We start from the raw sequence: 25,969 nt of genomic DNA, 5'->3' as shown, positions 1-25,969 counted from the left end.
TCGGTGGTTCCCCGCCGATCCGTGAGCGACCCCCGGTCGGGACGACGGGCCGTTCAAAGGTGAACTCCCCGCGAAGCGGCCGATGGAGAACATTCAGGCGACAAAACTCAATATCCCGATTTTTTACCAGATATATCCGTAATGTCCACCTTGAATACAAGGGTTTTTTCAATGATCGGCTCATCGGCGGCAAAGGGAGCGTCTGAATAGCGCGAGAATATGATGCCCAGTGCCCTTCGCTTCTCGTCGGCATCCTCGATGAACGACACCCTGCCGAACCCGATGACGCTCATGAAGCGCATCGTCCAGTTGCATGACCTGGCGCCCTCCACGGGTTTGCAGTCAACGGTCATCTCGAAGCAGACCGCCGGGTTCCTGCGGAGCATGTCGATCTTCCTTCCCTCCCCGGCACTGTGAAAGTACAGGCAGGTCCCGTCATAGCCGAAGCAGAGCGGCACCAGGTAGGGGTTGTTGTCACCGGAGAGCGCCAGACGGCAGACATCGGCACGGGCAATGATCGAATCAATGACGTTTCGTTCCGTGATCTCCTTGTCCTTTCTTCTCATACACCGTACCTCAGAGCTTCATTTTTCGCCGGATATACCACGCGAGGAAAAGGGCCATGACGATCACGGAGATGACGCGAAGCGGTGTCACGGGGTCATGGACCCGCTCCCCTTCAACGGCATTTCCGGAACCGCCGGCCATGTCCGGGGAATCAACGGCGGCCGCCGTCACCGTCGCCATGAAGAACAGAAGAACAAGGACCATCAGTGCACCTGCGGCCGCTCTTCTTTTCATCCGTCACATCCCCTGTGGAAGACACATTTTCTTATCATGTCCGGTGCCGGTAGCCGATCGCTTACATCCGTTCCGGGTCCCGGCGGTCCAGAGGGATATAATCCCGTTTCTCAGGACCCGTATATACCTGCCGCGGCCGGTCCAGCTTCCGCTTGGGATCGTCGAGGCTCTCCTTCCATTGTGCGATCCATCCGGGCAGCCGTCCGATGGCGAACATGACGGTGTACATGTTGAGAGGGATCCGTATCGCCCGCAGGAAAATGCCGCTGTAGAAATCAACGTTCGGATAGAGATGGTGATCGATAAAATAGGGATCGCCGGCAACAGCGTCGCGGAGCCTCCGCGCGATATCGAGCAGCGGGTCCTCGATGTTCAGCTTACTGAGAACCGCCTCACAGATGCTTTCCATTATCTGCGCCCGCGGATCGAAGGTTTTATAGACGCGATGGCCGAATCCCATAAGCCTGAAGGGGTCCTTCCGATCCTTTGCCCGGGCAATGAAGGGCCGTATATCACCACCGGACCGTTCAATATCCTGGAGCATTTCCATGACCGCCTGGTTGGCTCCTCCGTGAAGCGGTCCCCACAGGGCAGAGATGCCCGCTGCCACCGCCGCGTAGAGATTCACCCGGGCGCTGCCCACGAGGCGCACCGCCGTGGTCGAGCAATTCTGCTCATGATCGGCATGAAGTATCCAGAAGACGTTAAGGGCTCGAACGATGTCCGCATCGATGACATAGTTCTTCACGGGCGTGTCGAACATCATGTAGAGGAAGTTGGCACAGTAGCTCAGGTCATACCGGGGATAGATCACCTTGTGTCCGATGGAAATATTATATGACACAGCGGCGAGGGTCCTCATCTTCGAAAGGAGCCGCGCCACGGTGATATTGATCCCCTCGACGGCCGTTTCGGCCTGCAGGTCCGGGTAAAAGGCGGCAAGGGCGGTCACCATGGAGGAAAGGATCCCCATGGGATGGGCCCGCGGCGGATAATGCCGGAAGAAATCGAGCATATCCTCGTGAATGAGCGAGTGCTGGGTAAGCAGTTCCGAAAAGGCATGAAGCTCATCGGCCGTGGGAAGCGTATTGTTGATGAGGAGATATGCCGTTTCGACAAAACTGGATCGTTCGGCGAGCTGCTCGATATCGATCCCCCGGTATCGCAGAATCCCCCGTTCGCCGTCGACATAAGTGATGGCGCTTTCGCAGCTTCCCGTATTTACAAAGCCCGTGTCCAGCGTGATCAGGCCCGTATCCCGCCTGAGATTGCTGATATCGAGCGCCCGTTCCCCCGTGGTCCCCGCTATAATGGGGATATGGTGCATTTTCCCGTCGACGATCAGTGTGGCGGAGTCCTCCCGGGGACTCCCGTCAATTGCAGGAACCGCCGCAGAAACATCTTTCATGATCAACCTCCAAACATCCCGGATTCACATCAGTCAACAACGTCGATTCCGAATTCTCAACGCAGGCACACGAAGAACACGAAGGGGTCATCGACTGGAGGTTCCGCCATAGTGAAAAACATGACGGCTCCGCGGCCTATCAAACGCCCCGGAGCCTTTCCTGGAACACAACCGACACAGTCAAAGATCGGCGGCGGTCATGAGATCAGGGTTGGACCGCCGCCGATGGATTGCGGTGTTACACGATCCCCTGGGCCATCATTGCCTCGGCGACCTTCACAAACCCGGCAATGTTCGCCCCGTTCACGTAATTGCCCGGCGTCCCGTACTCTTCGGACGCATCCATACAGGCCCTGTGAATGCTCTTCATGATCCTCAGCAGATAGGAGTCAACCTCCTCGCGGGACCAGTTCAATCGCAGGCTGTTCTGCGTCATCTCAAGACCGGACACGGAAACACCACCGGCGTTCGCCGCCTTGCCCGGACCATAGAGCAGCTTGTGCTCCACAAAAAGATCGACACCGGCGGGAGCCGTCGGCATGTTCGCGCCTTCACTTACCACGTATACCCCGTTGTCGATCAGGTGCTGGGCATCCTTGCCGCTGATCTCGTTCTGCGTCGCCGACGGAAAGGCGCAGTCCGCCTTGTGATCCCACAGCGGATTATAATCAAGATCGGGGTCCACCGGCGTATACACAGCCTCAGGATACTTCGCGGCGTATTCCTTCATCCGGCCGCGCTCCACGTTCTTCAGATACATCACGTAGTCAAGCTTCTCGCGCGTTATGCCGCTCTCATCGTAAATATAGCCCGCCGAATCCGACAGGGTCACCACCTTCGCCCCCAGCTCGAGCAGCTTCTCAACCGTGTACTGCGCAACGTTTCCCGAACCAGACACCAGACAGGTCTTCCCTGCCAGTGTCTCGTTCCGCGTGGCGAGCATCTCCGCCGCGAAGTACACGGAGCCGTACCCCGTCGCTTCGGGGCGGATCAAACTGCCGCCCCACTCAAGGCCCTTGCCCGTCAGGACTCCCGTAAACTCGTTCCGCAATTTCTTGTACATCCCGAACAGGTAGCCGATCTCCCGTTTGCCCACGCCGATGTCACCGGCCGGAACGTCTGTGTTCGGACCCAGGTGCCGGAAGATCTCGGTCATGAAGCTCTGGCAGAACCGCATCACCTCAAGGTCCGATTTTCCCTTGGGGTCAAAGTTCGACCCGCCCTTTCCGCCACCCATGGGAAGCGTGGTCAAGGCGTTCTTGTACACCTGTTCAAACCCCAGAAACTTCAAAATGCTCAGATTCACCGACGGATGAAACCGGAACCCGCCCTTGTAAGGACCGATCGCGCTATTCATCTCGATACGGTACCCTCGGTTCACCTGGACCTCACCCCTGTCATCGACCCAAGGCACCCGGAATATGATGGTCCGTTCCGGTTCCACCATCCGCTCCAGGACCTTCGCCTTCCGATACTCAGGATGACGATCGATGACCGGCTTCAGCGACTCAGCCACCTCCGCCACGGCCTGCAAAAACTCAACCTCACCCGGATTACACTCCTCACACATCTTGATAAATTCTTTCATAGCTGTTCTCCTTTTAGAAACATGTACTCAATATTGATCCATTCCCTCTTTTTTTTCATGTGGGAAGCCGAACAAGGGGCGTTTTTACCAACCCCTTGAAGCGTTGGCAAGCAAAAACACCGATAATACATTTTTCAGATGCATTTCTTCGTAAAAACCGGCGAACAGCGATCACGATCACCGATAATTCACCTATCCATCTGAAAGGACTTATTCCCCCAGGACCACGGGAAGCGGTTTTCCCTTCGATCCCGGCACTTCCCGTTAGCCGGGATCGAAGAGATCGTTTGTGAGCTATATACCGAGATACGCTTCCCGTATGTTCGGATTGTTCAGCAACTCGGAACCAAGACCTTCCTGCACGACCCGCCCGTGTTCGAGGACATACCCCCGATCGCTCAGGCTGAGAGAATGCTGCACGTCCTGTTCGACAAGCAATACCGTCGTACCCTGTTCTGCGATCTTCCTGATCGTCTGGAATATTTCCTGGATCAAGACCGGGGCAAGCCCCAGGGAGGGTTCATCAAGCATCAGGATCTTCGGCATCGCCATCATGCCCCTGCCGATGGCGACCATCTGCTGTTCACCGCCGCTCAGAGTGATGGCGAGCTGTTTTTCGCGCTCCTGCAGGCGCGGCAATAACTTGTAAACATCCTTGATGGTCTCTTCCCTGTGCGGATAGGCCCGTGGATTGTGGGCCCCAACCTCAAGATTCTCCTTCACCGTCATCAGGGGGAACAGCCGTCTTCCCTCGGGAACATGTATCACGCCTCTGTCGACGATCTTTTCCGGGCGAAGATTCTGAACCTGCTGACCATCAAAGGTGATCGTTCCCGTTTTTGCCTTCATCAGGCCCGAGATACATTTCAGAATGGTGGACTTCCCGGCACCGTTCGCGCCGATCATGCTGATGATCTCACCTTCATCGACATGCATCGATACATCGTAGATGACCTGGACGTCCCCGTAAAAGCATGTGATTTTATTTATTTCCAGCAGCGACATAGCTTTCCCCCAGATATGCTTTAATGACTCTCTCGTCGGCGGCAACCTCTGCCGGCGTGCCTTCCATTATTTTCGCGCCGAACTGAATAACCGTGATCCGGTCGGAGAGGGACATGATCGCCCGCATGATATGCTCGATCACGAATATGGTGACCCCGCGGTCCCGAATACCGCGAATGATATCCAGCGTTTCATCCACCTCGTTCGGCCGCAGACCCGCCATGCATTCATCCAGAAGCAGCATCTCGGGATCCGTCGCCATCGCGCGGGCCAGTTCAAGACGTTTCCTGTCGGCTATGGTAAGATTTTTCGCCAGCACATCCTTCTTATCGGCCAACTGCAGTTCCTCCAGGATCTCCAGTGCCATGTCCCTGACCTCGGCGGGATTGGTGGAACGCACATAGGCCCCCACCATGGTATTGTAAAGGACGCTTTTCATCTTGAAAGGCTTCACCAGTTGAAAGGTCCTGGCGATCCTCTTCTTGCAGATGTCCCAGGGCCGCAGGCCGGTGATGGATTCACCCCTGAAAAGGATCTCACCGAACGTGGGAGGATAGTAGCCGGCCACACAGTTAAAAAGCGTCGATTTTCCCGCACCGTTCGGCCCTATCAGACCGAAGATCTCTCCCTCATTTATTGAAAGGGAGACCTGATCGACCGCTTTCAAACCGCCGAAATGTTTTGATACGTTCTTAACTTCAAGCATTGTTGCCATTATGACTTCACCCCCTTTGCTCGAGCAGTACCCGTCATATTGTCAAGAAACCAGTCATAGGCCTTACTCAGCGGCTCCTGGATGCCTCTCGGCTGGTAGATCATGACCAGGATCAGGACCAGTCCGTATATGACCAGGTGCAGACCGGGGAGTATGGAACTGAAGTAGATACGCGAGAAATCGGTCACCGGTCTGAGGACCAGGGCGCCAAGAACGGGGCCGGCCAGGGTACCGCGGCCTCCGATGAGGGCGATAAAGGCGATCTCAAAGGACAGATCGAGTCCCAGGATCGCCTTCGGGTAAAAGTAGAGCGCCATCTGCGCGTAAAAAGTCCCCGCGAGCCCCGTCATGAAGCAACTGATGGCCATGGCGATGACCTTGTACTTCGCGACGTTCACACCAAGCGCTTCCGCCGCTTCGGGCTCTTCACCGCCCGCGTTCAGATAGTATCCGATCCTGACCCGGGACATGTACCACGTCACAAAGAGGGCCACGCAAAGCATGATGAGGATTATATAATAATAGGGAACCTTGCTGATGAACTGGAAATTCCAGAATCCGTTCTGCAGTGGAATACAGATACCGCGGGGACCATTGATCGCAAAGGGTCCCAGCTTGTTCGTATTCTCCACAAGGACACGCACGCCCTCGCCGAAGGCCATCGTCGAAAGCGCGAAGTAGGCTCCCCTGAGCTTCAGAGTGGGAACACCGATAATGATTCCTACGATCGAGGCGAGTATACCCCCGACGAACATGCCGATCCAGGGGCTCAAACCGTAATGCATGGCCAGTACCGTTGACGTGTAGGCACCGATCCCGATGTAGGCCGAATGACCCAGCGGCAACACACCGGCCCAGCCGCCGACCAGGTTCCATGACGTGGTCAGGTAGGCATACCAGAAAAGCAGGATCAGGATCTGGAGATAGGTGGGACTGTTCATCCAGAGCGGCAAGGTGAACACACCGGCTACCAGCACAATTTTGAGTATCTTGTCCAGTGTTTCTCGTTTCATGGTTGTTTGTCTCCTTTCCTACCAGTCCAGCTTTGATCCGAACAGCCCCGCGGGTCTGATGAAGAGAACCGCCAGGAAGACGACATACACGATCAACTCGGTCCAGGTTGATGCCATGAACTGAGCACCGATAGACTCGATCAGACCGATAATGACACCACCCACCAGGGCGCCGGGAATGCTGCCCAGACCTCCCAGAACGACGATGATGAAACATTTGACGTCGAAGATGACACCGACCGTCGGAAAGACATAATAGAAAGGAATCAATACGCAACCGACGACACCCATGATCGCTGTTCCGATACCGAAGGCGATGTTGTACACCCGGTACTGGTTGATTCCCATGAGGCTCGCCGCCTCGCGGTCAAGAGAGGCCGCACGGATGGACTTTCCCATTTTCGTGCTGTTGAGAAACCAGACAACCGCCACGGAAACAATGATCGTGGCGATGAATCCGTAGAGTTTCGGCGCTGATACGATAAGCTCGCCGAGCTCGAAGGATGTTCCAGAAATAGACGTTTGAACGACCCGGTATTCAGCTCCGAAGAGCATCAAGGTCAGGTTGTCCAGAATATACCAGACACCGGTCGTTACGATAATGACCTCCGTTGGTTCCCTGACATCGCTCTGAGCTTCAAGGACGGGCTTGATCACGATATCCTGCAGGAAATAGCCGAAGAAGAAGAGAAAAGGAACAACGACTATCAAGGCCACATAAGGATTTACCCCCGTCAGAAGGACCACCCAGTAGGCGGCGTACATACCGACCATCAAACAGGACCCGTGGGCGAAGTTGATGACCTTGATGACACCGAAGATCAGGGTCAGACCCAGCGCAGCAAGACCGTAAATCGAGCCGGTAAGCGTACCGTTTACGATTGCTTGAAGAATTGCATCCATAGTTTCCTCATTTCGATTCATGATGGCGGTTGCCGGGTCCGGGTCTCGTCCGGCCGGACCCGGCAACGTTCATTTCAATGTTACGCAGCAGCGTGTCCCATTTCAGGGCATGGGGAATATGGCTTCATACCCGGCTCTCGCGGCGCTTTCAGGCCAGATGGAAACCCGTTCCAGGTTCCCGTCGATCATGCGGTACTGGACCATCACGATACCGGCATTAATATTCTGCCCGTTCTCATCGAACTGGACGCAGTCATAGGAAACGATCATGCCGGGGCCCGAGCACAGTTTTGTCGCCGCAAGGGCCTCTCTGATCTTCTTGGGGTCCAGCGAACCGGCGCGCTCCAGGGCGTCGGCGATGACAAAGACCGACACGAAGGCATCGACGCTCTCACCGGCAAGGTCATAGCCGTGACGTTTCTTGAACTCCGCGTTCAACTCGGGAATGCCGGTCTTGTTCAGGTCGGCTTCCCATTCAACGACGTCGAACATGTATTCGGCGTTCTTGCCGCAGTTCTTCCGGAACATCGGGTCCGCGTGGCCGCCGCCGGTTCCGATAACGGCTTTCGTTTTCACTTTCATTTCGGCCATGGTGTTCGTCAGCAGAATGGCGTCGGATGCGTTCGAGGTCAGAAGCAGGACGTCGGGGTTTGCCTTCTTGATCTTCATGACGACCGGTGTCAGGTCGCTGGCCGTGCTGGGATAGGGTTCGTCGAGAACGACCTTGTAGCCGTATTGTTTTGCCAGTTCGCGCCATGACTCGGCCATGCCGACACCCCAGTCGCCGTTCTCGTAGACGAAGGCCATGGTCGTCAGCTGCTCGCCGGTCTTTTTCTTCATATCTTCAAGGAAACCGAACTGGTCACGGGTCCACCAGGCGTCCTTCGCGGCGATCCTGAAGGTATATTTGAACCCTCTCTCCGTGATGGTGTTCCGAACGGAAACAGGCACGATGAAGGGAATTCCGTAACGTTCGGCCACCTGCGTTGAGGGATAGGTGACGGCCGAGTTCCAGCATCCCGACAGAATATTTACCTTATTGGTATTGATGAGCCTCTCCGCCGCCGTGACACCCACGGTGGGGTCGCTCTTGCTGTCAACATAGATGTTCTCGAGCTTCAGACCACCCAGAGACTTGATCCCGCCGGCTTCGTTTATCATCTCCGTTGCAAGCTCCCGTGCATACTTGCCCTGGATTCCAACCGATGCCGAGGGTCCTGACAGGGGAAGAATGTTCCCGATCTTTATGACCTTTTCCTTTGCCATCGCCGGTGTTCCCACCGATACGACCATGGCAAGGCTCAAGGTCAGGGTTACAAACCAGACAAATCCTTTTCGCCACCAACTCGCTTTCTTCATACCGCTCTCCTTCCTTATAGCTATAGTGAAGTTGCCCCTTCCCACTGAAGAGGTTGGTTATCCGAATGCACCGGATTGCGCATATCAACATCGCCGATCCTCGAGCCATCGTCATGGCCCAATGCACCGCCGGCCATATCCGGAACCCTTATGTCCGTTTATCCCTCTGCTGCGCGAACAGGTATCCTCTGCAAGGAAGAATACCGGCAACAGCCTTATCGTGTTTCAAAGATCCCTTTCGATCGGGTGCGGCGCCTTCCCGAGGAGGCGCCGCCCCGGTCATTTTCTACTTCTCGAGGGAGGCAAAGGCCTCGTCGATGATCGCCAACCCCCGGTCGAGATGTTCATCGGTGATGACCAGCGGCATCAGGCACCTGATGCAGTTGGCATAGGGACCACAGGTAAGGAGGATCAGTCCCTTCTCAAAGGCATAGGCGGCGATCTTGCCCGCAGCCTCGGCATTGGTCTCTTTCGTCGCGCGGTCCTTGACCAGTTCGAGAGCGATCATGGGACCCTTGCCGCGCACGTCCCCGATGATCTCGTATTTCTTCTGCATCCCCGTGAAGGCCGCCCACAGTTTTTTGCCCAGGGCTTCGCTCTTTTCGAGCATGTTTTCCTCTTCATAGGCGTCGAGGACGGCGTTGGCCGCCGCGCAGGCCACGGGATTGCCGCCGTAGGTCCCGCCGATGCCGCCGGGATGGATCGAATCCATAATCTCCGCCCTGCCGACGACGGCGCTCAACGGCATGCCGGCGGCAAGGCTCTTCGCTATGGTCATTATGTCGGGTTCGACACCCCAGTGCTCGATGGCGAAGAGTTTTCCACCCGTCCGGGCCATACCGGCCTGTATCTCATCGGAAACAAAGAGGATGCCGTTCTCCTTGCAGATCTCGGCGACCTTGGGGAAATACTCGGGCGGCGGCGTGATGAATCCGCCTTCGCCCTGCACCGGTTCAGCGATGACCGCCGCCGTCGTTTCCGCGGGACACCGAATAAAAAATTCCTTTTTCAGAAAATCGGCGCAGTATACTCCGCATTTCGGATACTCCAGGCCGAAGGGGCACCGGTAGCAGTAGGCGTAGGGCGCATGGTAGATCTCCGGCGCAAAGGGCCCGAAACCGAATTTGTAAGGCTTCGCCTTGCTTGTCATGGTCATGGTGAGCAGGGTCCGTCCGTGAAAACCATTGTCAAAAACGATGATCCCCTGCCTTTTTGTGTAATACCGTGATATCTTGACGGCGTTCTCCACCGCCTCGGCGCCGGCATTGACGAAAAAGGCCTTTTTCGGAAATGAGCCGGGAGTGAGGGCGCACAGACGCTCGGCCAGCCTGACGGCAGGTTCATAGGGAACGACCATGAAGCAGGAGTGGGTCAATTTCCCGGCCTGGTCCTGAATGGCGGCGACCACTCTGGGATGGGAGTGCCCAATGTTCATGACACCGATGCCGCCGGCGAAATCGATGTACTCACGTCCATCGACGTCGGTGAGAAGGGCGCCTTTTCCGAATGCCGCAAAGGCCGGTTTCCCGCCCGCGAATGACTTCGCGAGCGATGCCGATCGCTTGTCCACAAGAGCTGTATTGTCCATTAATTCTTCCTCCTGAGATTCAATAATTCCGTATAAAGACCCAGGGAGGCCCCATACACGGAGACCGCCCTGAGGCGATATTCTCTTACAGGGCCGCCCGGTAGATCGCCTTGGCATCCTCGAGGAGCAACGTCCTCGGATTGTTCGCCAGAAGCCGGGTCACTTTCATCACGCCTTCCGCCAGCATGGGCACGTCCTTTTCTGTCACCCCGTAATCGGCGAGATGCCGCGGGACCCTGATATCGTCCGCCAGGCGGTCGATCGCCGCGATGACGCGGTCCACTATCTGCAGGTCGTCGAGACCCGCCGTGGGGATCCCGAAGGGACCGGCAAGGCCGGCGAATTTCGGAAGATTGCCCAGCACGTTGTAACGGATGACATGGGGCAGCATCAGGGTGTTGGCGATCCCGTGAGGGATATGGAACTCGGCGCCGATCGGGTAGGCAAAGGCATGGACGGCCGTGACGCCCGCATTGGCGAAACCGATACCCGCCAGAAGGGCACCTTCCATCATGGCCGTCCGGGCGGCCATGTTATCGCCCTTGGCGTATGCCGTTCGCAGGTTGTTATAAATGAGGCTGATCGCCCGGATACAGTACATGTCGGTCATGCCCGTCGCGTTGATCGACGTGTAGGCCTCGACGGCATGAATGAGGGCATCCATTCCCGTCGCCGCCGTGACATGCGGCGGAAGACCGACGGTCAGTTCCGGATCAAGAATGCCTGCCGCAGGGTACATGTGGGGACTGACGACGCCTTTTTTCAGTTTTTCCCCTTCGTCCGAAAGAATGGCGATGGGCGTCACTTCGCTGCCCGTACCCGCCGTCGTCGGAACCATGATGGTGGGCAGTCCCGGTTTCGGGATCAGGTTGACGCCGAAGTACGCGCCGATGGGTCCCTTGTTCGTCACCATGACGGCCGATGTCTTGGCGATGTCAATGGGACTTCCGCCGCCCAGACCGATGAGCAGTTTCGCCTTTTCCTTCTTTGCCATGGCAACGCAGTCGGCGACGATCTCATAGCGCGGATCCGGTTCAACGCCGTCGAATATCGCGTAGCTGACCTTTGCGGCCTTGAGCGACGACTCAACGGCCTTTGTCAGGCCGGCACCGACAACCCCTTTATCGGTCACGATCAGGACCTTTCTGACACCCCGGTTCCTGACTTCTTCCCCGATGGTCTTGATGGCACCGGGGCCCATTACGATCCTGGGTGTGGTCGTAAAGACATGAACCATGCTGTTTCCTCCTCTCGGCAGTATGTAGTTGTTCCGCCGGCATGGCGGATGTATCGAATCGATGGCTCACGGAAACATCCCGCCGGCATGGTCACCGGCGGGATGCGCTCCCGCAAGGAAAGGGTCGCGTTACCGCCATCGAGAACACTGACTATCTGTTATAGATCCGTGAGAATTCCTTCTTCAGATCGGCCCTGAAATCCGGATGGGCTATACTGATAAGTGCTTCCGCGCGCTGGGGAACCGATTTCCCCCGGAGTTCGGCGATGCCGTATTCCGAAACGGCATAATGGATATCCGTCCTCGTCGTGGTCACGATGGCGCCTTCGTCGAGATGGGGGACGATCCTCGACAGGGTCCCCTTTGCGGCGGTCGAGTGGAAGGCAAGGATGGAGACCCCGCCATGGGACCACGCGGCACCTCGCACGAAATCGGCCTGGCCGCCCGTCCCGCTGAACTGCTTGTATCCGATCGACTCCGAGCAGGCCTGGCCCGTCAGGTCCACCTGCAGGGCGGAATTGATGGAGACCACGTTGTCATTGCGTGCCACATTGGCCGGGTTGTTGGTGTAATCAACGGGAAACATCTCCACCATGGGGTTATTGTGTACGAAGTTGTACAGCTTCTCGGTACCCATGAAAAAGGTCGCCACCATCTTGTTGGGATGAAAATTCTTTCGGGAGCAGTTGATGACCCCTTCTTTCACCAGGTCAACAACACCGTCGGAAAACATTTCCGTGTGAATCCCCAGATCTTTCTTGCTTTTCAAAAAGCTCAGGATCGAATCGGGAACGGCACCGATACCCAGCTGCAGGCAGGCACCGTCCTCGATCAGTTCGGCGCAGTACCCGCCGATCTTTTCATCGAGTTCGCCGATCTTCGGCGGCTGCAGAACGATCGGTTTCGAGTCGCATTCAACGATATGATCGATCCGGGATACGTGGATGAACGCGTCACCCAGCGTCCTCGGCATATGGGGCGTCACCTCGGCTATCACGATCTTCGAGCTCTCCGCCGCTGGTTTCGTATAATCGACGGAAATACCGAACGAACAATAGCCATGCTCATCGGGAGATGACAACATGCACAGGGTGACGTCGACGGGGAGCACCTTCTTCCGGAACAGGCGCGGTATCTGGCTGAAGTGGGACGGTGTGAAGACGGCCCGCCCGTCATGAATGGCCTTGCGGGATGTCCCGCCCGCAAAAAGTGAGTTGTGGATGAAATGCTTGGCGTTTTCAGGCAGGCAATACTCAGATGGACCCATGGCGACCATGTGTACGATCTCAACGTCCTCATAGGCTTCCTTGTTTTCCACCATTGCCTTGAGGAGTACCTCGGGTGACCCCGAGGCGTGGCCGACGACGACCCGGTCGCCCGACTTGATATGTTTCACCGCTTCTTCCGCGGTGGTCAGTTTACTTTTGTATATTTCCTCCCAGCACATCAGTCTCGTGACCTCCTTGATTTAATCCTTGCGCAAATCAGCAATCAGTTGCTCCGCATCTTCCTCGCTCGTAATGTAGCGGATGGGATGGCCTTCAAAGGGTGAGACATCGACACAGGCCGTTTTACATCCCGCCACGATCAGAACAAAATCGAGATCGTCACGATCGGGGGGAACGAATGAAACATCGTCCCCCAATCGTGATCGTATATATTCGACGGTCTTAACCCTGTTATACTGTGCCCTGCATCCGCCACAGTACTTAAGACCGATTTTCAGCTGAGGTGATCCCCCTTCTCTATCCCGCACAGTTCCTTCGCCGTTTGTTTTTTCAATTCAAGGTTGATCATCCGGGTAATCATGATCCGCTGCGCCTGGGGAGAACCGGCACCATGCATCGACTCCGTCAGGTACCCCACTGCCGCCGTACCGAGCGTCAGATTCTCGATAAGCCGCAGAATCCTCATTCTGTGCTCCGTGGGCACATCGGCTTTCGCCTTGTAGTACTTTTCCATCAATTTCCCCACTTCAGGCGATGCGAAATCGGCCGCCGAAGGCAATGTGACCAGCAGGCCGCCGGCGATGTCCTGCGCAAGCCGCGCTATCTGATAAGGGAAACGGGTGACGTTGTGTTTGTGGATATTGGCGAGAAGCACGTCAACCAGATAGGTGCCGCTCGGCTCCTTGTGACCTTCGGACGCGCAGGCGATGCAGCCGCAGTAAAGCGTCTCGTTGAGGTGGTTCATCTCGACGATCTTGTCCTTCACATGGGAAGCCTTATCGGCACCGTTATACTCTGCGACTGTCTGGGTGGCACCGATCAGGACATCGCCGACACCGACCTTGCACGCGTAACTCTGCCGGTGATAGGCGGCGAAATTCTCCACCAGCTGGGTCGAGAAGTCATATTCCTTGTACATGAACACGCGGTCCCAGGGAACGAAGACCTTGTCGAAGACGACCAGCGCCTCGTGACCACCGTAGTGCATGTTGCCGCGGTCGAGCGTCATCCCTTCCGATTTCCTGGTGTCACAGGACTGGCGGCCGATAATGTAGGTGATACCCTCGGCATCGCTCGGCAGGGCGAAGGAAATGGCGTAATCCTTATCGGCCTCCCGCATAGTAATGGTGGGCATGATGATGATCTCGTGGGAATTGACGGCGCCCGTCTGATGGGCTTTCGCGCCGCTCACGACGATTCCGTCGGGACGTTCTTCCACGACATGCATGAAGGCGTCCGGATCGGGCTGCGCGTGGGGCGCCAGGCTCCGGTCACCTTTCGGGTCCGTCATGGCACCGTCACAGGTGAGGTCGTTTTCCTGTACGTACTTCAGGTACTCCAAAAAGCGTTTGTTGTATTCCGTGCCGTACTTCTGATCGATCGCGTGGGTGGTGATGGAAAGGGCGTTCAAGGCATCCATGCCCACGCAGCGCTGAAAGCAGCAACCGGTCTTCATGCCAAGGAGGCGACCCATTTTGCTCTTTTTTACCAGGTCACCCACCGACTGGTGAATGTGGCAGAACCGGTTTACCTTTTCTCCGGTGAGGTGAGACGTGTCGGTCATCAGGTCTTCATATTCGGGCCGGTGGGCAAGCTCATAGGTCATTGCCACGGCGTTCATGGAAGGGCGGATGATCGGATCATCAACGGGGCTCTCGACCCGTTTACCGAACATGTATACCTTCAAATTCAATTTTCGAAGGCTTTCCTCATATTCTTTGGCATTCATTAATTTACTCATACAGAGCCTCCTTCGGAAATGCTGTGAAAAAACGGTTTATATTTCTGAACCGGCCGAACCGCGCCAGCGGACCGCCGGCATTCTGTAACGCTGCAAAAGGTCCTACAATTATCATGCCACAGAATCGGTCCGGCCGGCTCATTCCACAATAGTGATTAAAATACAAAGGGTTACCGTTCTTACGGGGCAACCCGTTCCTCATCGATCCACAGGAAAGTGAAAAAAAGAATAATGCAGCAATGCATCAACAGGGGATGATGAAAAAAACATGTCATTGAAATCAGGGAAAATATCTTCTTTTTCACACTATTGATGCAGGAATGCAACGGGCGTGCACCGCATAGCGTGAGCATCTCACAGCCATCTGATTTAATTACATAACACCCAAATCGCGACAGGTGAGAACCCCGATGCAGAATTGCATCTCGTGGGTAAGCACCCCAAACCGTTTTCGACATCCGGTCATGGCAGGTCATTATGACAGGGACGACGACAAATTGACGCCCGACGAGATGCCTGCCGCCACGACCGGGGCCTTGATCCAGGCGGCACTCTGGATTGTTTCCTTTTTAATTAACCGTTAGTGGTGCTTTTTTTCAGCTTGCGCGTGAGCGTGGAGGGATCGATGCCGAGATGGGGTGCCGCCTTTCTGGCACTTCCATATTTTTCGACGGCGTTCCTGATGACCGCCATTTCAACCTTTTCCAGGTGTTCTTTGAGCGTTACGTCGCCGCTCAGCGTGTCATACCGGACCTTTTCGCAGAACTCCAGGGGAAGGTGATGGGGATAAATGATGCTGTCCGAGGTGACGACCACGAGCCGCTCGATGACGTTTGCCAGTTCGCGGACATTCCCCGGCCAGTTATAATGGCAGAGCATGTCGAAGGAATCACGACTGAGCATCATGTTCCTCCCGTGTTTCTCATTGAATTGCTTGAGAAAAAGATTGATCAGGTAGGGAATGTCGTCCCTCCGTTCCCGCAGGGGCGGGACATAAATGGGGACCACGTTCAGCCGGTAGTAAAGGTCCGCCCTGAATTCCTTTCTTTCGATCAGTTCCTTCAGGTCCTGATTCGAGGCACAGATCAGGCGGACGTCGACCTTTTTCGGCACAGTTCCACCGACCCGGGTGATCTCGAAGTTCTGAAGCACCCGCAGCAGCTTTGACTGCAGGACCAGCGGCATCGATTCCACTTCATCGAGGAACAGCGTCCCCCCGTCGGCCACCTCGAAGAGCCCCGCCTTGCCTTCCCGCTTCGCCCCGGTAAAAGCCCCCTTGTCGTAGCCGAACAGTTCGCTTTCGAGGAGCGTTTCGGGAATGGCACCGCAGTTTATCTTGACAAATATGCCGCTCTCGGAGCGCTTCGACTTGTCGTGTATCTCCTCGGCCACCCGGTCCTTACCTACGCCGGTCTCACCGTATATCAGGACCGTCGCGTCCGTCATGCATACCCGCTCAACCAGATCATAGACATGGAGCATGGCCTCGGACACCCGTATCAGATCGCTCTGCCGGACGGCCGATCGCTGCAGTTCCTGGAGCCGCTCCTTGTAGGCCGTCGTCAACCCCAGCGACGCTTCCAGGCGTTTGTTCAACTCGACCAGCTCCGTCATATCCCGCACGTTGGTAACGATCATCTTGATGTTGCCCGCCTCGTCATAGATGGGATTGCCCGTTACCAGTATCTCCTTGCCCGATTTCAGCGTCTGGCGGATGGTGATGGTCTCCCGCTTTTCGAGGACCTTCAGTGATACGCTCTCGTCATAATACCCCTCCCTGACAAGGTCCCGCATGTTCCTTCCCAGCACCTCGGCGGCCTTGATACCGGTGATCTTCTCATAGGCGGCGTTGACCCTGATCGTGTTGGCGTCTCCGTCGGTCACGTAGATGCCGTCGTACGACGAGCCGATGATCGCTTCTATTTCGTCGGCATATTCCCTGACCCTGAATATGTCCATGGCAAGCTTCTCATACTCCTCGAGGCTCTGGAACACGCTGACGATCCCGATTATCTCACCTTCCGCTTCAATGGGCGTACGGTGACTGATCACGTTACTGCCCCGGTGACTATAGGGCACGTTCAACTGGGGAACCCCCGTGCCGATGATCTTTCTGTAATCCTCCCAGAGTTGGGCATCCATGTCAGCGATACGCATTGATGCGAAGTCCGTAACATCCTCATAGCCCAGGAGTTTTTTCGCCGCCTGGTTGGCGTAGAACACACCCCCCTCCCGGTCGACCGCGAGAATTCCGAAATAGGCGGAATCGATCAATGCCCGGAAGAACGTATCGGGAATGATCTTCATCAGGAATTCCGGGCTGTCTTTCAGCATCATATATGCACCACCGGTATTGCCGTTCTCATCAACCAGCCACCAATATCGGAGTACTTTGCAGCATTCATGCCATGTTTGTCAAACAGGTTTTTCGCAGGGCGATCATGATGTTTCCCGACAGGTCGCTGGAACGGTAGACGCGAGGGAAGAGTGGCAAAGCGACAAAGTGGCAAAGTGGCAAAGTGAAAAGCCCCCCTTTAATAAAGTAACGTACTGAAAGCCCCTCCTTTGGTAAAGCACCAAACCGAAAGCCCCCCTTTGATAAAGTAACGTACCCAGAGCCCCCCTTTGACAAAGGGGGGGTTGGGGGGATTTTACATACAAAAATCCCTCCCGGCCTCCCTTTGCAAAAGGGAGGTGAAAAATCTAATCCATAATCCTTCTACTCCGTAATCCCCAATCCCGATCCCCGAAGTTGTCAATCATTGACGAATAATGTCTTTTTGGATATAGGTGATTTTCTATGATCGATCTGATCACATCCAATTGAACGACAGGAATGGTAACGGCAGGTCTACAGGAGGTATGACGCACATGGTACAGGTTCTCTTGGTCGGAAACGGCGCGCGGGAGCACGTCATGGCGGAACGCATCATGCGTTCCGGTCATGATCCGGTGTTGTACGCATATATGAAATCCAACAACCCCGGCATCGCGTCGCTCTCGAAGGCGGTCCGGCTTGGAACCTATGACGACCCGGACGCCATCGCGCGATTCGCCGTCGAGCATGCCGTGGATTTCGCCTGTATCGGCCCGGAGGACCCTCTTGACAGGGGCGTCGTCGACGCGCTGGCGGCGCGGGGTATCCCCGCCGTTGGCCCCACCAGGAACCTGGCACGGCTGGAAACATCGAAATCCTTCACGCGGGAGCTGCTGAAAAAATACGACATTCCCGGGAACCCACGGTTCAGGGTCTTTCATTCCCTCGAGGGCATCGCCGGGTTCATGAGCGAACTCGAACAGGTGGTGATCAAACCGGACGGCCTGACGGGGGGAAAGGGCGTCCTGGTCCAGGGTGATCATTTTCAGAGCAAAGAGGAAGCCCTGGAACAGTGCCGGTCGATACTCAGCGAACACGCCTCGGTCATCGTGGAAGAAAAATTCGACGGCGAGGAATTTTCATTACAGTGTCTCTGTGACGGAAAGACCGTCGTCGCCACACCACCGGTGCAGGACCATAAGCGACGCTTCGTGGGGGACAGGGGTCCGAACACGGGCGGGATGGGTTCCTATTCAATGGAGGACCATTTACTTCCCTTCATGGGGCGGGAGGATGTTGAAGCCGGTCTTGATATCACCCGGAGGGTAGCCGACGCCATTTACCGGGAAACCGGCGAGTATTACAAGGGGATCATGTACGGCGGCTTCATCATCACCCGGGACGGCGTGCGGCTTCTCGAGTACAACGCGCGCTTCGGGGACCCCGAGGCGATGAACATCCTGCCCCTGCTCCGCACCGATTTTGTGGAACTCTGCCGGGCCGTCATCGACGGAACGCTCGACAGGCTGCCCGTGGAGTTCGAAAAGAAAGCCACAGTATGCAAATACGTCGTGCCCCGGGGATATGGCCTGCCAAAGGACCATCCCGACGCGAAGACCACCTCTGCGAAAATAGAGGTGGAGAACGTGCAGGATGTGAATCTCTACTATTCCTCGGTGGACCGTCGCGATGACGGGCTTTTCATGACCACATCGCGGGCCGTCGGCGTGGTGGGGATAGCGGGGGACCTGGACGGGGCCGAGAAAAAGGCTGAATCGGCCGTATCGGCGATCAGCGGGCCCGTGGATCACCGCCCGGATATCGGCACGAAGGAACTGATCGAAAAAAGAATTCAGCACATGAAGCAAATACGAGGATAGAGGAGTGTCAATGGAAACAAAGATCAAACGGGCGCTGGTCAGTGTCACGGACAAGAGCGGTATCATCGAATTTGTCAGGGAATTGAAAAAATTCGACGTGGAGATCCTTTCAACGGGCGGCACGGCGGCCCAGCTTCGGGAAAACGGGATCGCCGTTATCGATGTCTCCGATTACACGGGGTTTCCCGAAATGATGGACGGGCGCCTGAAGACGCTCCATCCGAAGGTGCACGGCGGGCTGCTTGCCATGCGGGACAACGAGGAACACATGAAGGCCATCGCCGAGCATGGTATTGTGCCCATCGACATGGTGGTCATCAATCTGTACCGGTTCGAGGACACGGTGCGGCACGAGGGGTGCACCCTCGAGGACGCCATCGAAAACATCGACATCGGCGGGCCGACCATGCTGCGCGCCGCCGCCAAGAACTACCGGTTCGTCACGGTCGTCACCGACCCCGTCGACTACGGCCGGGTGCTCGATGAGATGAAGGAACGAAAGGGGAGCGTTTCCGAGGAAACGAATTTTTCCCTGGCCGTCAAGACCTTCCAATTGACCGCCCGCTATGACGCCGCCATTTCGAACTATCTCGGACGAACAGACATCACCGGCGCCAAAAGAGAATTCCCCGATACCATGACCATGCAGTTCCGGAAGGTCCAGGACCTTCGATATGGCGAAAATCCACACCAGAAGGCCGTTTTCTACGGCGAGCCGGATCTCTCGGCGTCGGTCATCTCAAACGCCCGGCAACTCCAGGGCAAGGAACTGTCATACAACAATATCATGGACAGCGACGCGGCCTGGCAGATGGTGTCCGAATTCACGGCACCCACGGCCATCATCATGAAACATGCCAATCCCTGCGGTGCCGCGACCTCGGACGGCGACCTCCGCGAGGCCTTTCTGAAGGCCTTTCAGACCGATCCCGTATCGGCCTTCGGCGGCATCGTCAGTTTCAACCGTCCCGTCGACAAGGCGGCGGCGGAGGAACTTGGAAAGATCTTTCTCGAAGTCATCATCGCCCCCGGCTTTGACGCCGAGGCACGGGAAATACTGCAATCCAAAAAGAACCTCCGGCTGCTGGCCATCGATCCCCCCGCAGGCCCACGGGTGGGCGAGCTCGACTTCCGCCGCGTGGCGGGCGGCCTGCTGGTGCAGGACCGGGACCTGGATACCGACAACGTTCGCAATGCCCGGGTCGTCACAAAGCGTAAGCCCACGGAAGAGGAATACCAGGCCCTCGATTTCGCCTGGCGGGTGGTAAAGAACGTCAAATCGAACGCGATCGTCATTGCCGCAAAGGACCGGCTCGTGGGTGTCGGTGCCGGCCAGATGAGCCGTATCGATTCCATGAAGATCGCCCTGATGAAGGCCCAGGCACCCACGAAGGGGACCGTCCTCGGTTCCGATGCCTTCTTCCCCTTCAGAGACGTTGTCGACACCGCCGCCGAGGCGGGCATCACGGCCATTATTCAACCGGGCGGCTCCATCAGGGACGAAGAATCGATCCAGGCAGCCGACGAGCACGGCATAGCCATGCTCTTTACGGGAAAACGTCATTTCAGGCATTAGAAACCCGGCGATGAAGGGAGCAGGGAAATGAAAAAAAAGGAAAAACCGGTCATCAGCATCGTCATGGGAAGCAATTCCGATGTTTCCGTCATGGAGGAAGCATCATCGCTCCTGAAAGAGTTCGGTATCGCTCACGAGATGGTCCTCACATCGGCGCACCGCTCACCGGAGCGGACCACGGCCTTCGCCGGGAAGGCCGAATCGCGGGGTATCAGGATCATCATCGCCGGCGCCGGCGCGGCGGCCCACCTCGCCGGTGTCATCGCATCCCAGACGGCACTCCCCGTTATCGGTGTACCCATCGAATCATCGCCGATCAAGGGGCTTGACGCCCTGCTCTCAACGGTCCAGATGCCCGGCGGCGTCCCCGTGGCAACCATGGCGCTGGGAAAAGCCGGCGCAAAGAACGCCGCCCTCATGGCCGTCAGGATACTGGCCCTGGAGGACGGGGCATTGAAGAAAAAACTCGCTGCCTACAGGAAAACCCTCGCTGAAAACATTCAGAAGGATCAGGAACGGCTCGATGCCCGATAGGATTCCCATCGACGGGGACCATCCGGACCCGTCGCTGCTGGAAAAAGCAACCCGTATCATGCAGGAGGGCGGGGTCATCGCCTACCCGACCGAGACATTTTACGGCCTCGGCGCGGACCCGCTCAACGAAAGCGCCCTGCGCCGGCTCTACCTCATCAAGGGACGAACCTTCAGCAAGCCGATCCCTCTCATTATCGGGCAGCGGTCCGATGCTGAACGATACGTCCGGACGATCAGCGATGAAGGCCGGCGGCTGATGGACCATTTCTGGCCGGGGCCGCTTACCATCCTTTTCCCCGCGGCATCCCTGCTTCCCGGCGTCCTGACGGCGAACACGGGAAAGATCGGCATCCGCCTCTCTCCGAACCCCATCCCGGCGGAACTCGCCCGCCGCCTCGGAGGAGCGATCACCGCAACGAGCGCTAACATCTCGAACGAAAAGGAATGTTCCACCGCCGGCGATGTCATCCGTTCCCTGGGTGTTCTGGTCGATGCCGTCGTCGACGGCGGAGCTTCTCCCGGGGGGCGGGGATCAACGATCGTGGACATAACCGTCGCTCCCGCCGTCATCCTGCGGGAGGGTGTCATTTCCGCGGCACGTATCGGCGAGGTCGTCCCCCTCGGAACAACCGCGACCCGCGGGAACTGAAAGGAGACCGGTCATGAAAGAACTGGAACGGTATGCGTTCAAGCTGGTCAAGAAGATGCGGCTTCGCATCCCCGATGTCCCCAGTTCGTTCGGGAGAGTGGCCATGGAACTGGGAAAGCACGGCGCCATGCTGGGAGATATCACAAAGGTCCACATGACGTCGCAGCATATTACCAGGGACATCATCGCCTATTTCGACTCGGAAAAGCAGTTCACCGATACCGTCCAGGCGATCGAGAAGCTCAAGGGGTACACCGTCATATCCATTGAAGACGAGGTGCTCAATGTCCACCGGGGCGGAAAGATAGCCGTCACACCCACGGTAAAGATGGAAACCCTGAGTGACCTGCGCCTTATCTACACGCCCGGCGTGGCTCAGGCGTGCCGATACCTCATGGATAATCCGGAGGCGGTCTTCGAATACACGACGATCGGCAATTCGGCCTGCATCGCCACGAACGGCTCAGCCATCCTCGGCCTGGGAAATATCGGCGTCCTCGCCGGGATGCCCGTCATGGAAGGGAAATCGGTCATTCTCAACAGGATGGGAGGTGTCAGCTGCACACCGATCCTGATCGACAGTGACGACGCGGACCGGATCGTGGACACCCTTGAGGCCATATCCAAGACCTTCGGCGTCATCATGATCGAGGACATCCAGGCACCGCTGTGTTTCGAGGTGGAGGAAAAACTTCAGGACCGGGTCTCAGTGCCCGTCTTTCACGATGATCAGCATGGCACGGCCACGGTCGTCCTGGCCGCACTGATCCGCTGTCTTCAGATAACGGGTAAAAAGAAGGAGACGGTACGTATCGTCATCAACGGCGCGGGCGCCGCGGGCATCGCCACCGGCACCATGCTCATTGAATACGGGTTCCGGAACATCACCGTCTGCGACCGTTCCGGCGCCCTCTACCGGGGGCGGAAACGGGGCATGAACCCCTACAAGCGGGCCCTGGCGGCACGGACCAATGAAAAGAAGGAACGGGGGACCCTCTCCGACATCATCAAGGGAAAGGACATCTTTATCGGTGTCTCCTCTCCGAAGCTGGTTTCGAAAGAGATGGTGCACAGCATGTCCCGGAAGCCCATCGTTCTGGCACTCGCAAACCCCATACCGGAAATATTCCCCGCCGAGGCAATCAGCGCGGGAGCCGCCGTCGGCCTTGACGGGAGAACGATCAACAACTGCCTCGTCTTTCCGGGGCTTATCCGGGGAACCCTCGACGCCCGGGCTACCCGGATCACCTATCCCATGAAGTTCGCCGCCGCCGAGGCGCTGGCGGACCTTTCGGGAAAGTACGATATCGTCCCCAATTTCATGAATCCGGCCGTACACAGAAAGATCGCCGACGTGGTGAAGGAAGCCGCGCTCGCCGGTTCTTCCGCTCATGAGAAAGCCGACAGGGGGCACCGGAAATGAAACGAACAATACATGACAAAAAAATGGGGGTGTTCACCGTGAAACCAATACTGCGGATCATGGGGGCGGTCCTTCTGTCCCTCCTGGTGGGGTGCGCGCCGGTCCTGATCGGAACGGGCGCCACCGGTGCGTACAAGGTCTCGACCGATGAGCGGACCGCCGGCGGGATAGTGGATGATGCCGCCCTGTCTACGGAAGTAAAGGCGAGACTGATCGACGAACCGGCGGTCAGGGCCCGGAACATCGATGTCGACGTGCTCGAGGGCATTGTCACCCTCACGGGCATGGTGGAGACACAGGAAGAGGCCACGCGGGCCTTTCAAACGGCGGCGGCGGTCCCCGGCGTCAGATCCGTGAAGAACGACCTGCAGATCGGCTCCCGGACGGCCGGCCAGGTCATTGACGACACCATCCTGGGAAACCGGATCAAGGCGAAACTGATCTCCGAACCCGGCGTCCGCTCACTGAACATTGACGTCGATGTCTACGGGGGTGTCGTTTCGCTTTCGGGGATCGTTGCCGGGGCCGATCTGAAGCGAAAGATCATCGATATCGCCAGGGAGACACCGGGAACACGCCGGGTCATCGACAATATCATCGTGAAAGCGCCCTGATATGGTTACGGGGGACCATCGGCAATGAGAATCCTTCTCGTGGAAGATGACCGCAAGATAGCCTCTTTTGTCACCCGGGGTTTGAAGGAGGCCGGCTATGCCGTGGACTGCGCCGCCGACGGTGAAACGGGTCTGAACCTGGCACTGACGGAACCCTACGATGCGGCCGTCATCGACATCATGCTCCCGAAACGGGACGGCCTGTCCCTGATCAGGGAAATACGAGGCGAGGGGATCAACACACCCGTCATCATTCTGAGCGCCCGGGGAACCGTTGAGGACCGCATCAAGGGTCTTCGGACGGGAAGCGATGACTATCTGACAAAACCTTTCGCATTCACGGAACTCCTTGCCCGTATCCAGGCCCTCATCCGGCGGGCCGGCGGAACGGCGGAACCAACACGCCTCACCGTGGAAGACCTTTCCCTCAATCTTTTGACACGGGAGGTTTTCCGGGGAGATCGGAAGATCGACCTGCAGCCGCTGGAATTTTCCCTTCTCGAATACCTGATGCGCAACGCCGGGAATGTGGTCTCCCGGACGATGATCATGGAACATGTCTGGGACTACAACTTCGATCCCATGACGAACGTGGTTGAGGCGCGGATCTGTCGCCTGCGGGATAAGGTGGACAAGGATTTCGACACGAAACTCATACACACCGTGCGGGGTGCGGGTTATGTCCTCAAAGCGTCCGACTGATCTCCGCCATACACTGGCATTCCGTCTGACCCTCTGGTACGCGGCGATCTTCACTCTCTCCTCGATCCTGGCCTTTTTCTTCTTTTACTTTCTCGTCACGACGGTCATGGAAGAGCAGACCGACCGCGAACTTCTGAACCAGGTGGGCAAATTCTCCACGCTCCTGCGTACCGAGGGGCTGGAAGCCGTCAAGAGCGTCGCCGTCGCCGAATCACGGGCGGGCGGTGTCAAAAAAACCTTCTTCCGTCTCCTATACCGGGACGGCAGGGTATTCTCATCGACAAACATGTCCTACTGGCAGGCCCTGGGGGTCAACCTGAATGCCATAGAGGAGATCCTGAAGGGCACACCTCATTTCTACGAAACGATCTCGATCCCGGACCGCAGGGAAAAGGTGCGCGTGTTGTACAGTGTCATCGGCCGGGGCATGGTCCTCCAGATAGGACAGGCAATGGAGCTCCAGAGCCAGTTCATCGAGGCCTTCAAAAGGATATTTATCATCACCATGTCCATCCTCCTCCTCGCGTCGGCGGCCATCGGCTGGTTCATGGCCCGGCGCGCCCTCTCCGGTGTCGAGGCCGTAACATCCACAGCCCGTCGCATATCGAAGGACGATCTTGAAACGCGGGTCCCCGTCAACAGGCGGGGAGACGAGATCGCCCAGCTCGCCACCACTTTCAACCAGATGCTCGACCGAATCGAAAAGCTTGTTACGGGCATGAAGGAAATGAGCGACAATATCGCCCACGACCTGAGAAGCCCCATCACCCGTATCAGGGGGATCGCCGAGGTCACCATGACGACGGGCACCTCCCTCGAGGATTATGAATCAATGGCCGCAAGCATCATCGAGGAGTGCGACCGGCTCCTGGATATGATCAACACCATGCTCGTCATTTCGGAGGTCGAGGCAGGGGTTGAAACGACCAGCGTGGAGGACCTTGACCTGTGCCGGCTTGTCGAGGACGCCTGTGAATTGCTTCAGCCCATCGCCGAAGACAAGAATGTCATCCTCCGTACCGATATTTCCGGCAGCTGTCCCTACCGGGGAGACATAAGAAAACTGCAGCGTATGATCGCCAATCTGATCGACAACGCCATCAAGTACACCGCAACGGGAGGGTCGGTAACGGCCGCCGTCACCTGTGCAGGAGGATCTGCAACCATCCGGATTTCCGACACGGGGATCGGCATTCCTTCCGATGACCTCCCCCACATCTTTGAACGCTTCTACCGGGGTGACCGAAGCCGCTCGGAGCGCGGCATCGGGCTTGGTCTGAGCCTTGCGCGCGCCGTCGCCCGCTCACACGGAGGCGACATCACCGTGACAAGCAGACCCGGGGAGGGCAGCACCTTCATCGTCACGCTCCGGTGATGAATTCCCCCTTCCATCCCAGCACCACTCCGGCAGCGGCCCGTCGAAGATTACCATTTTGTAATGTATCCGTCATCTTCCGGTAAGGTTGTT

Annotated in this window: 23 protein-coding genes; 8 read left to right on the top strand and 15 right to left on the bottom strand. The window is 57.0% G+C overall.

Going from position 1 to position 25,969, the window contains the following annotated elements; genetic code table 11:
• Positions 1-107: 107 nt before the first annotated feature.
• From JXO48_10395 to JXO48_10325, 15 genes are all read right to left on the bottom strand, one after another.
• Positions 108-566, bottom strand: coding sequence for a pyridoxamine 5'-phosphate oxidase family protein (locus JXO48_10395; GenBank protein ID MBN2284288.1), 459 nt, complete (start codon positions 564-566; stop codon positions 108-110).
• Between the two features lie 10 nt (positions 567-576).
• Positions 577-801, bottom strand: coding sequence for a hypothetical protein (locus tag JXO48_10390; GenBank protein MBN2284287.1), 225 nt, complete (start codon positions 799-801; stop codon positions 577-579).
• 61 nt (positions 802-862) lie between these two features.
• Entirely contained in the window at positions 863-2,209 is a 1,347-nt protein-coding gene (locus JXO48_10385) for a citrate synthase (GenBank protein ID MBN2284286.1), read from the bottom strand.
• Between the two features lie 238 nt (positions 2,210-2,447).
• On the bottom strand, positions 2,448-3,797 hold the full coding sequence (gene gdhA, locus JXO48_10380) for an NADP-specific glutamate dehydrogenase (GenBank protein ID MBN2284285.1): 1,350 nt from the start codon (positions 3,795-3,797) through the stop codon (positions 2,448-2,450).
• A 294-nt stretch (positions 3,798-4,091) separates the two neighbouring features.
• Positions 4,092-4,802, bottom strand: coding sequence for an ABC transporter ATP-binding protein (locus JXO48_10375; GenBank protein ID MBN2284284.1), 711 nt, complete (start codon positions 4,800-4,802; stop codon positions 4,092-4,094).
• A complete protein-coding gene (locus JXO48_10370; GenBank protein MBN2284283.1) occupies positions 4,780-5,517 on the bottom strand; it encodes an ABC transporter ATP-binding protein in 738 nt (245 codons plus the stop codon). The genes JXO48_10375 and JXO48_10370 overlap by 23 nt, the downstream gene beginning before the upstream one ends.
• A complete protein-coding gene (locus JXO48_10365) occupies positions 5,517-6,530 on the bottom strand; it encodes a branched-chain amino acid ABC transporter permease (protein ID MBN2284282.1) in 1,014 nt (337 codons plus the stop codon). The genes JXO48_10370 and JXO48_10365 overlap by 1 nt, the downstream gene beginning before the upstream one ends.
• Before the next feature lie 18 nt (positions 6,531-6,548).
• Complete coding sequence (locus JXO48_10360) at positions 6,549-7,433, bottom strand: branched-chain amino acid ABC transporter permease (GenBank protein ID MBN2284281.1); 885 nt, start codon at positions 7,431-7,433, stop codon at positions 6,549-6,551.
• Positions 7,434-7,535: 102 nt separating this feature from the next.
• Positions 7,536-8,726, bottom strand: coding sequence for an ABC transporter substrate-binding protein (locus tag JXO48_10355; protein ID MBN2284280.1), 1,191 nt, complete (start codon positions 8,724-8,726; stop codon positions 7,536-7,538).
• Positions 8,727-9,078: 352 nt separating this feature from the next.
• On the bottom strand, positions 9,079-10,380 hold the full coding sequence (gene gabT, locus JXO48_10350; protein MBN2284279.1) for a 4-aminobutyrate--2-oxoglutarate transaminase: 1,302 nt from the start codon (positions 10,378-10,380) through the stop codon (positions 9,079-9,081).
• Between the two features lie 85 nt (positions 10,381-10,465).
• On the bottom strand, positions 10,466-11,617 hold the full coding sequence (locus JXO48_10345; GenBank protein MBN2284278.1) for an iron-containing alcohol dehydrogenase: 1,152 nt from the start codon (positions 11,615-11,617) through the stop codon (positions 10,466-10,468).
• A gap of 151 nt (positions 11,618-11,768) precedes the next feature.
• On the bottom strand, positions 11,769-13,064 hold the full coding sequence (locus JXO48_10340; protein ID MBN2284277.1) for an acetyl-CoA hydrolase/transferase family protein: 1,296 nt from the start codon (positions 13,062-13,064) through the stop codon (positions 11,769-11,771).
• Positions 13,065-13,085: 21 nt separating this feature from the next.
• A complete protein-coding gene (locus tag JXO48_10335) occupies positions 13,086-13,262 on the bottom strand; it encodes a hypothetical protein (GenBank protein ID MBN2284276.1) in 177 nt (58 codons plus the stop codon).
• 77 nt (positions 13,263-13,339) lie between these two features.
• Positions 13,340-14,806, bottom strand: coding sequence for a 4-hydroxyphenylacetate 3-hydroxylase family protein (locus JXO48_10330; protein ID MBN2284275.1), 1,467 nt, complete (start codon positions 14,804-14,806; stop codon positions 13,340-13,342).
• A 573-nt stretch (positions 14,807-15,379) separates the two neighbouring features.
• Positions 15,380-17,143, bottom strand: a complete 1,764-nt coding sequence (locus tag JXO48_10325; GenBank protein ID MBN2284274.1) for a sigma 54-interacting transcriptional regulator — start codon at positions 17,141-17,143, stop codon at positions 15,380-15,382.
• Positions 17,144-17,677: 534 nt separating this feature from the next.
• Here JXO48_10325 and purD point away from each other — a divergent pair.
• From purD to JXO48_10285, 8 genes are all read left to right on the top strand, one after another.
• Entirely contained in the window at positions 17,678-19,003 is a 1,326-nt protein-coding gene (purD, locus tag JXO48_10320) for a phosphoribosylamine--glycine ligase (GenBank protein ID MBN2284273.1), read from the top strand.
• A 10-nt stretch (positions 19,004-19,013) separates the two neighbouring features.
• A complete protein-coding gene (gene purH / locus JXO48_10315; GenBank protein ID MBN2284272.1) occupies positions 19,014-20,579 on the top strand; it encodes a bifunctional phosphoribosylaminoimidazolecarboxamide formyltransferase/IMP cyclohydrolase in 1,566 nt (521 codons plus the stop codon).
• A gap of 27 nt (positions 20,580-20,606) precedes the next feature.
• The gene (gene purE, locus JXO48_10310; GenBank protein ID MBN2284271.1) at positions 20,607-21,113 is read left to right on the top strand and encodes a 5-(carboxyamino)imidazole ribonucleotide mutase; all 507 of its coding nucleotides are present in this window, start codon (positions 20,607-20,609) and stop codon (positions 21,111-21,113) included.
• A complete protein-coding gene (locus JXO48_10305; protein ID MBN2284270.1) occupies positions 21,103-21,762 on the top strand; it encodes a threonylcarbamoyl-AMP synthase in 660 nt (219 codons plus the stop codon). Before purE ends, JXO48_10305 begins: the two co-directional genes overlap by 11 nt.
• A gap of 154 nt (positions 21,763-21,916) precedes the next feature.
• Positions 21,917-23,185, top strand: a complete 1,269-nt coding sequence (locus JXO48_10300) for an NADP-dependent malic enzyme (GenBank protein ID MBN2284269.1) — start codon at positions 21,917-21,919, stop codon at positions 23,183-23,185.
• On the top strand, positions 23,182-23,799 hold the full coding sequence (locus tag JXO48_10295) for a BON domain-containing protein (GenBank protein MBN2284268.1): 618 nt from the start codon (positions 23,182-23,184) through the stop codon (positions 23,797-23,799). The genes JXO48_10300 and JXO48_10295 overlap by 4 nt, the downstream gene beginning before the upstream one ends.
• 24 nt (positions 23,800-23,823) lie before the next feature.
• Positions 23,824-24,501 (top strand): response regulator transcription factor, encoded by a 678-nt coding sequence (locus JXO48_10290; GenBank protein MBN2284267.1) that lies wholly within the window; start codon positions 23,824-23,826, stop codon positions 24,499-24,501.
• Positions 24,479-25,876, top strand: coding sequence for a HAMP domain-containing protein (locus JXO48_10285; protein MBN2284266.1), 1,398 nt, complete (start codon positions 24,479-24,481; stop codon positions 25,874-25,876). Before JXO48_10290 ends, JXO48_10285 begins: the two co-directional genes overlap by 23 nt.
• Positions 25,877-25,969: the final 93 nt, after the last annotated feature.

The sequence above is a fragment of the Deltaproteobacteria bacterium genome (assembly GCA_016933965.1).
In the GTDB taxonomy this organism is placed as follows: domain Bacteria; phylum Desulfobacterota; class Syntrophia; order Syntrophales; family UBA2210; genus JAFGTS01.
Note: the sequence above shows the minus strand (reverse complement) of the source record. Positions and strands in the feature narration are given on the sequence as shown.

Excerpts from the sequence above, each read along its gene's own strand:
- purH (MBN2284272.1), top strand. The coding sequence starts at position 19,014 with ATGGAAACAAAGATCAAACGGGCGCTGGTCAGTGTCACGGACAAGAGC.
- JXO48_10375 (MBN2284284.1), bottom strand. The coding sequence starts at position 4,802 with ATGTCGCTGCTGGAAATAAATAAAATCACATGCTTTTACGGGGACGTC.
- JXO48_10285 (MBN2284266.1), top strand. The coding sequence starts at position 24,479 with ATGTCCTCAAAGCGTCCGACTGATCTCCGCCATACACTGGCATTCCGT.
- JXO48_10390 (MBN2284287.1), bottom strand. The coding sequence starts at position 801 with ATGAAAAGAAGAGCGGCCGCAGGTGCACTGATGGTCCTTGTTCTTCTG.
- JXO48_10330 (MBN2284275.1), bottom strand. The coding sequence starts at position 14,806 with ATGAGTAAATTAATGAATGCCAAAGAATATGAGGAAAGCCTTCGAAAA.
- JXO48_10305 (MBN2284270.1), top strand. The coding sequence starts at position 21,103 with ATGCCCGATAGGATTCCCATCGACGGGGACCATCCGGACCCGTCGCTG.
- JXO48_10295 (MBN2284268.1), top strand. The coding sequence starts at position 23,182 with ATGAAACGAACAATACATGACAAAAAAATGGGGGTGTTCACCGTGAAA.
- JXO48_10355 (MBN2284280.1), bottom strand. The coding sequence starts at position 8,726 with ATGGTCGTATCGGTGGGAACACCGGCGATGGCAAAGGAAAAGGTCATA.
- JXO48_10385 (MBN2284286.1), bottom strand. The coding sequence starts at position 2,209 with ATGAAAGATGTTTCTGCGGCGGTTCCTGCAATTGACGGGAGTCCCCGG.
- JXO48_10290 (MBN2284267.1), top strand. The coding sequence starts at position 23,824 with ATGAGAATCCTTCTCGTGGAAGATGACCGCAAGATAGCCTCTTTTGTC.
- purE (MBN2284271.1), top strand. The coding sequence starts at position 20,607 with ATGAAAAAAAAGGAAAAACCGGTCATCAGCATCGTCATGGGAAGCAAT.
- gabT (MBN2284279.1), bottom strand. The coding sequence starts at position 10,380 with ATGGACAATACAGCTCTTGTGGACAAGCGATCGGCATCGCTCGCGAAG.
- gdhA (MBN2284285.1), bottom strand. The coding sequence starts at position 3,797 with ATGAAAGAATTTATCAAGATGTGTGAGGAGTGTAATCCGGGTGAGGTT.
- JXO48_10340 (MBN2284277.1), bottom strand. The coding sequence starts at position 13,064 with ATGTGCTGGGAGGAAATATACAAAAGTAAACTGACCACCGCGGAAGAA.
- purD (MBN2284273.1), top strand. The coding sequence starts at position 17,678 with ATGGTACAGGTTCTCTTGGTCGGAAACGGCGCGCGGGAGCACGTCATG.
- JXO48_10345 (MBN2284278.1), bottom strand. The coding sequence starts at position 11,617 with ATGGTTCATGTCTTTACGACCACACCCAGGATCGTAATGGGCCCCGGT.
- JXO48_10370 (MBN2284283.1), bottom strand. The coding sequence starts at position 5,517 with ATGGCAACAATGCTTGAAGTTAAGAACGTATCAAAACATTTCGGCGGT.
- JXO48_10325 (MBN2284274.1), bottom strand. The coding sequence starts at position 17,143 with ATGATGCTGAAAGACAGCCCGGAATTCCTGATGAAGATCATTCCCGAT.
- JXO48_10360 (MBN2284281.1), bottom strand. The coding sequence starts at position 7,433 with ATGGATGCAATTCTTCAAGCAATCGTAAACGGTACGCTTACCGGCTCG.
- JXO48_10395 (MBN2284288.1), bottom strand. The coding sequence starts at position 566 with ATGAGAAGAAAGGACAAGGAGATCACGGAACGAAACGTCATTGATTCG.
- JXO48_10365 (MBN2284282.1), bottom strand. The coding sequence starts at position 6,530 with ATGAAACGAGAAACACTGGACAAGATACTCAAAATTGTGCTGGTAGCC.
- JXO48_10300 (MBN2284269.1), top strand. The coding sequence starts at position 21,917 with ATGACGTCGCAGCATATTACCAGGGACATCATCGCCTATTTCGACTCG.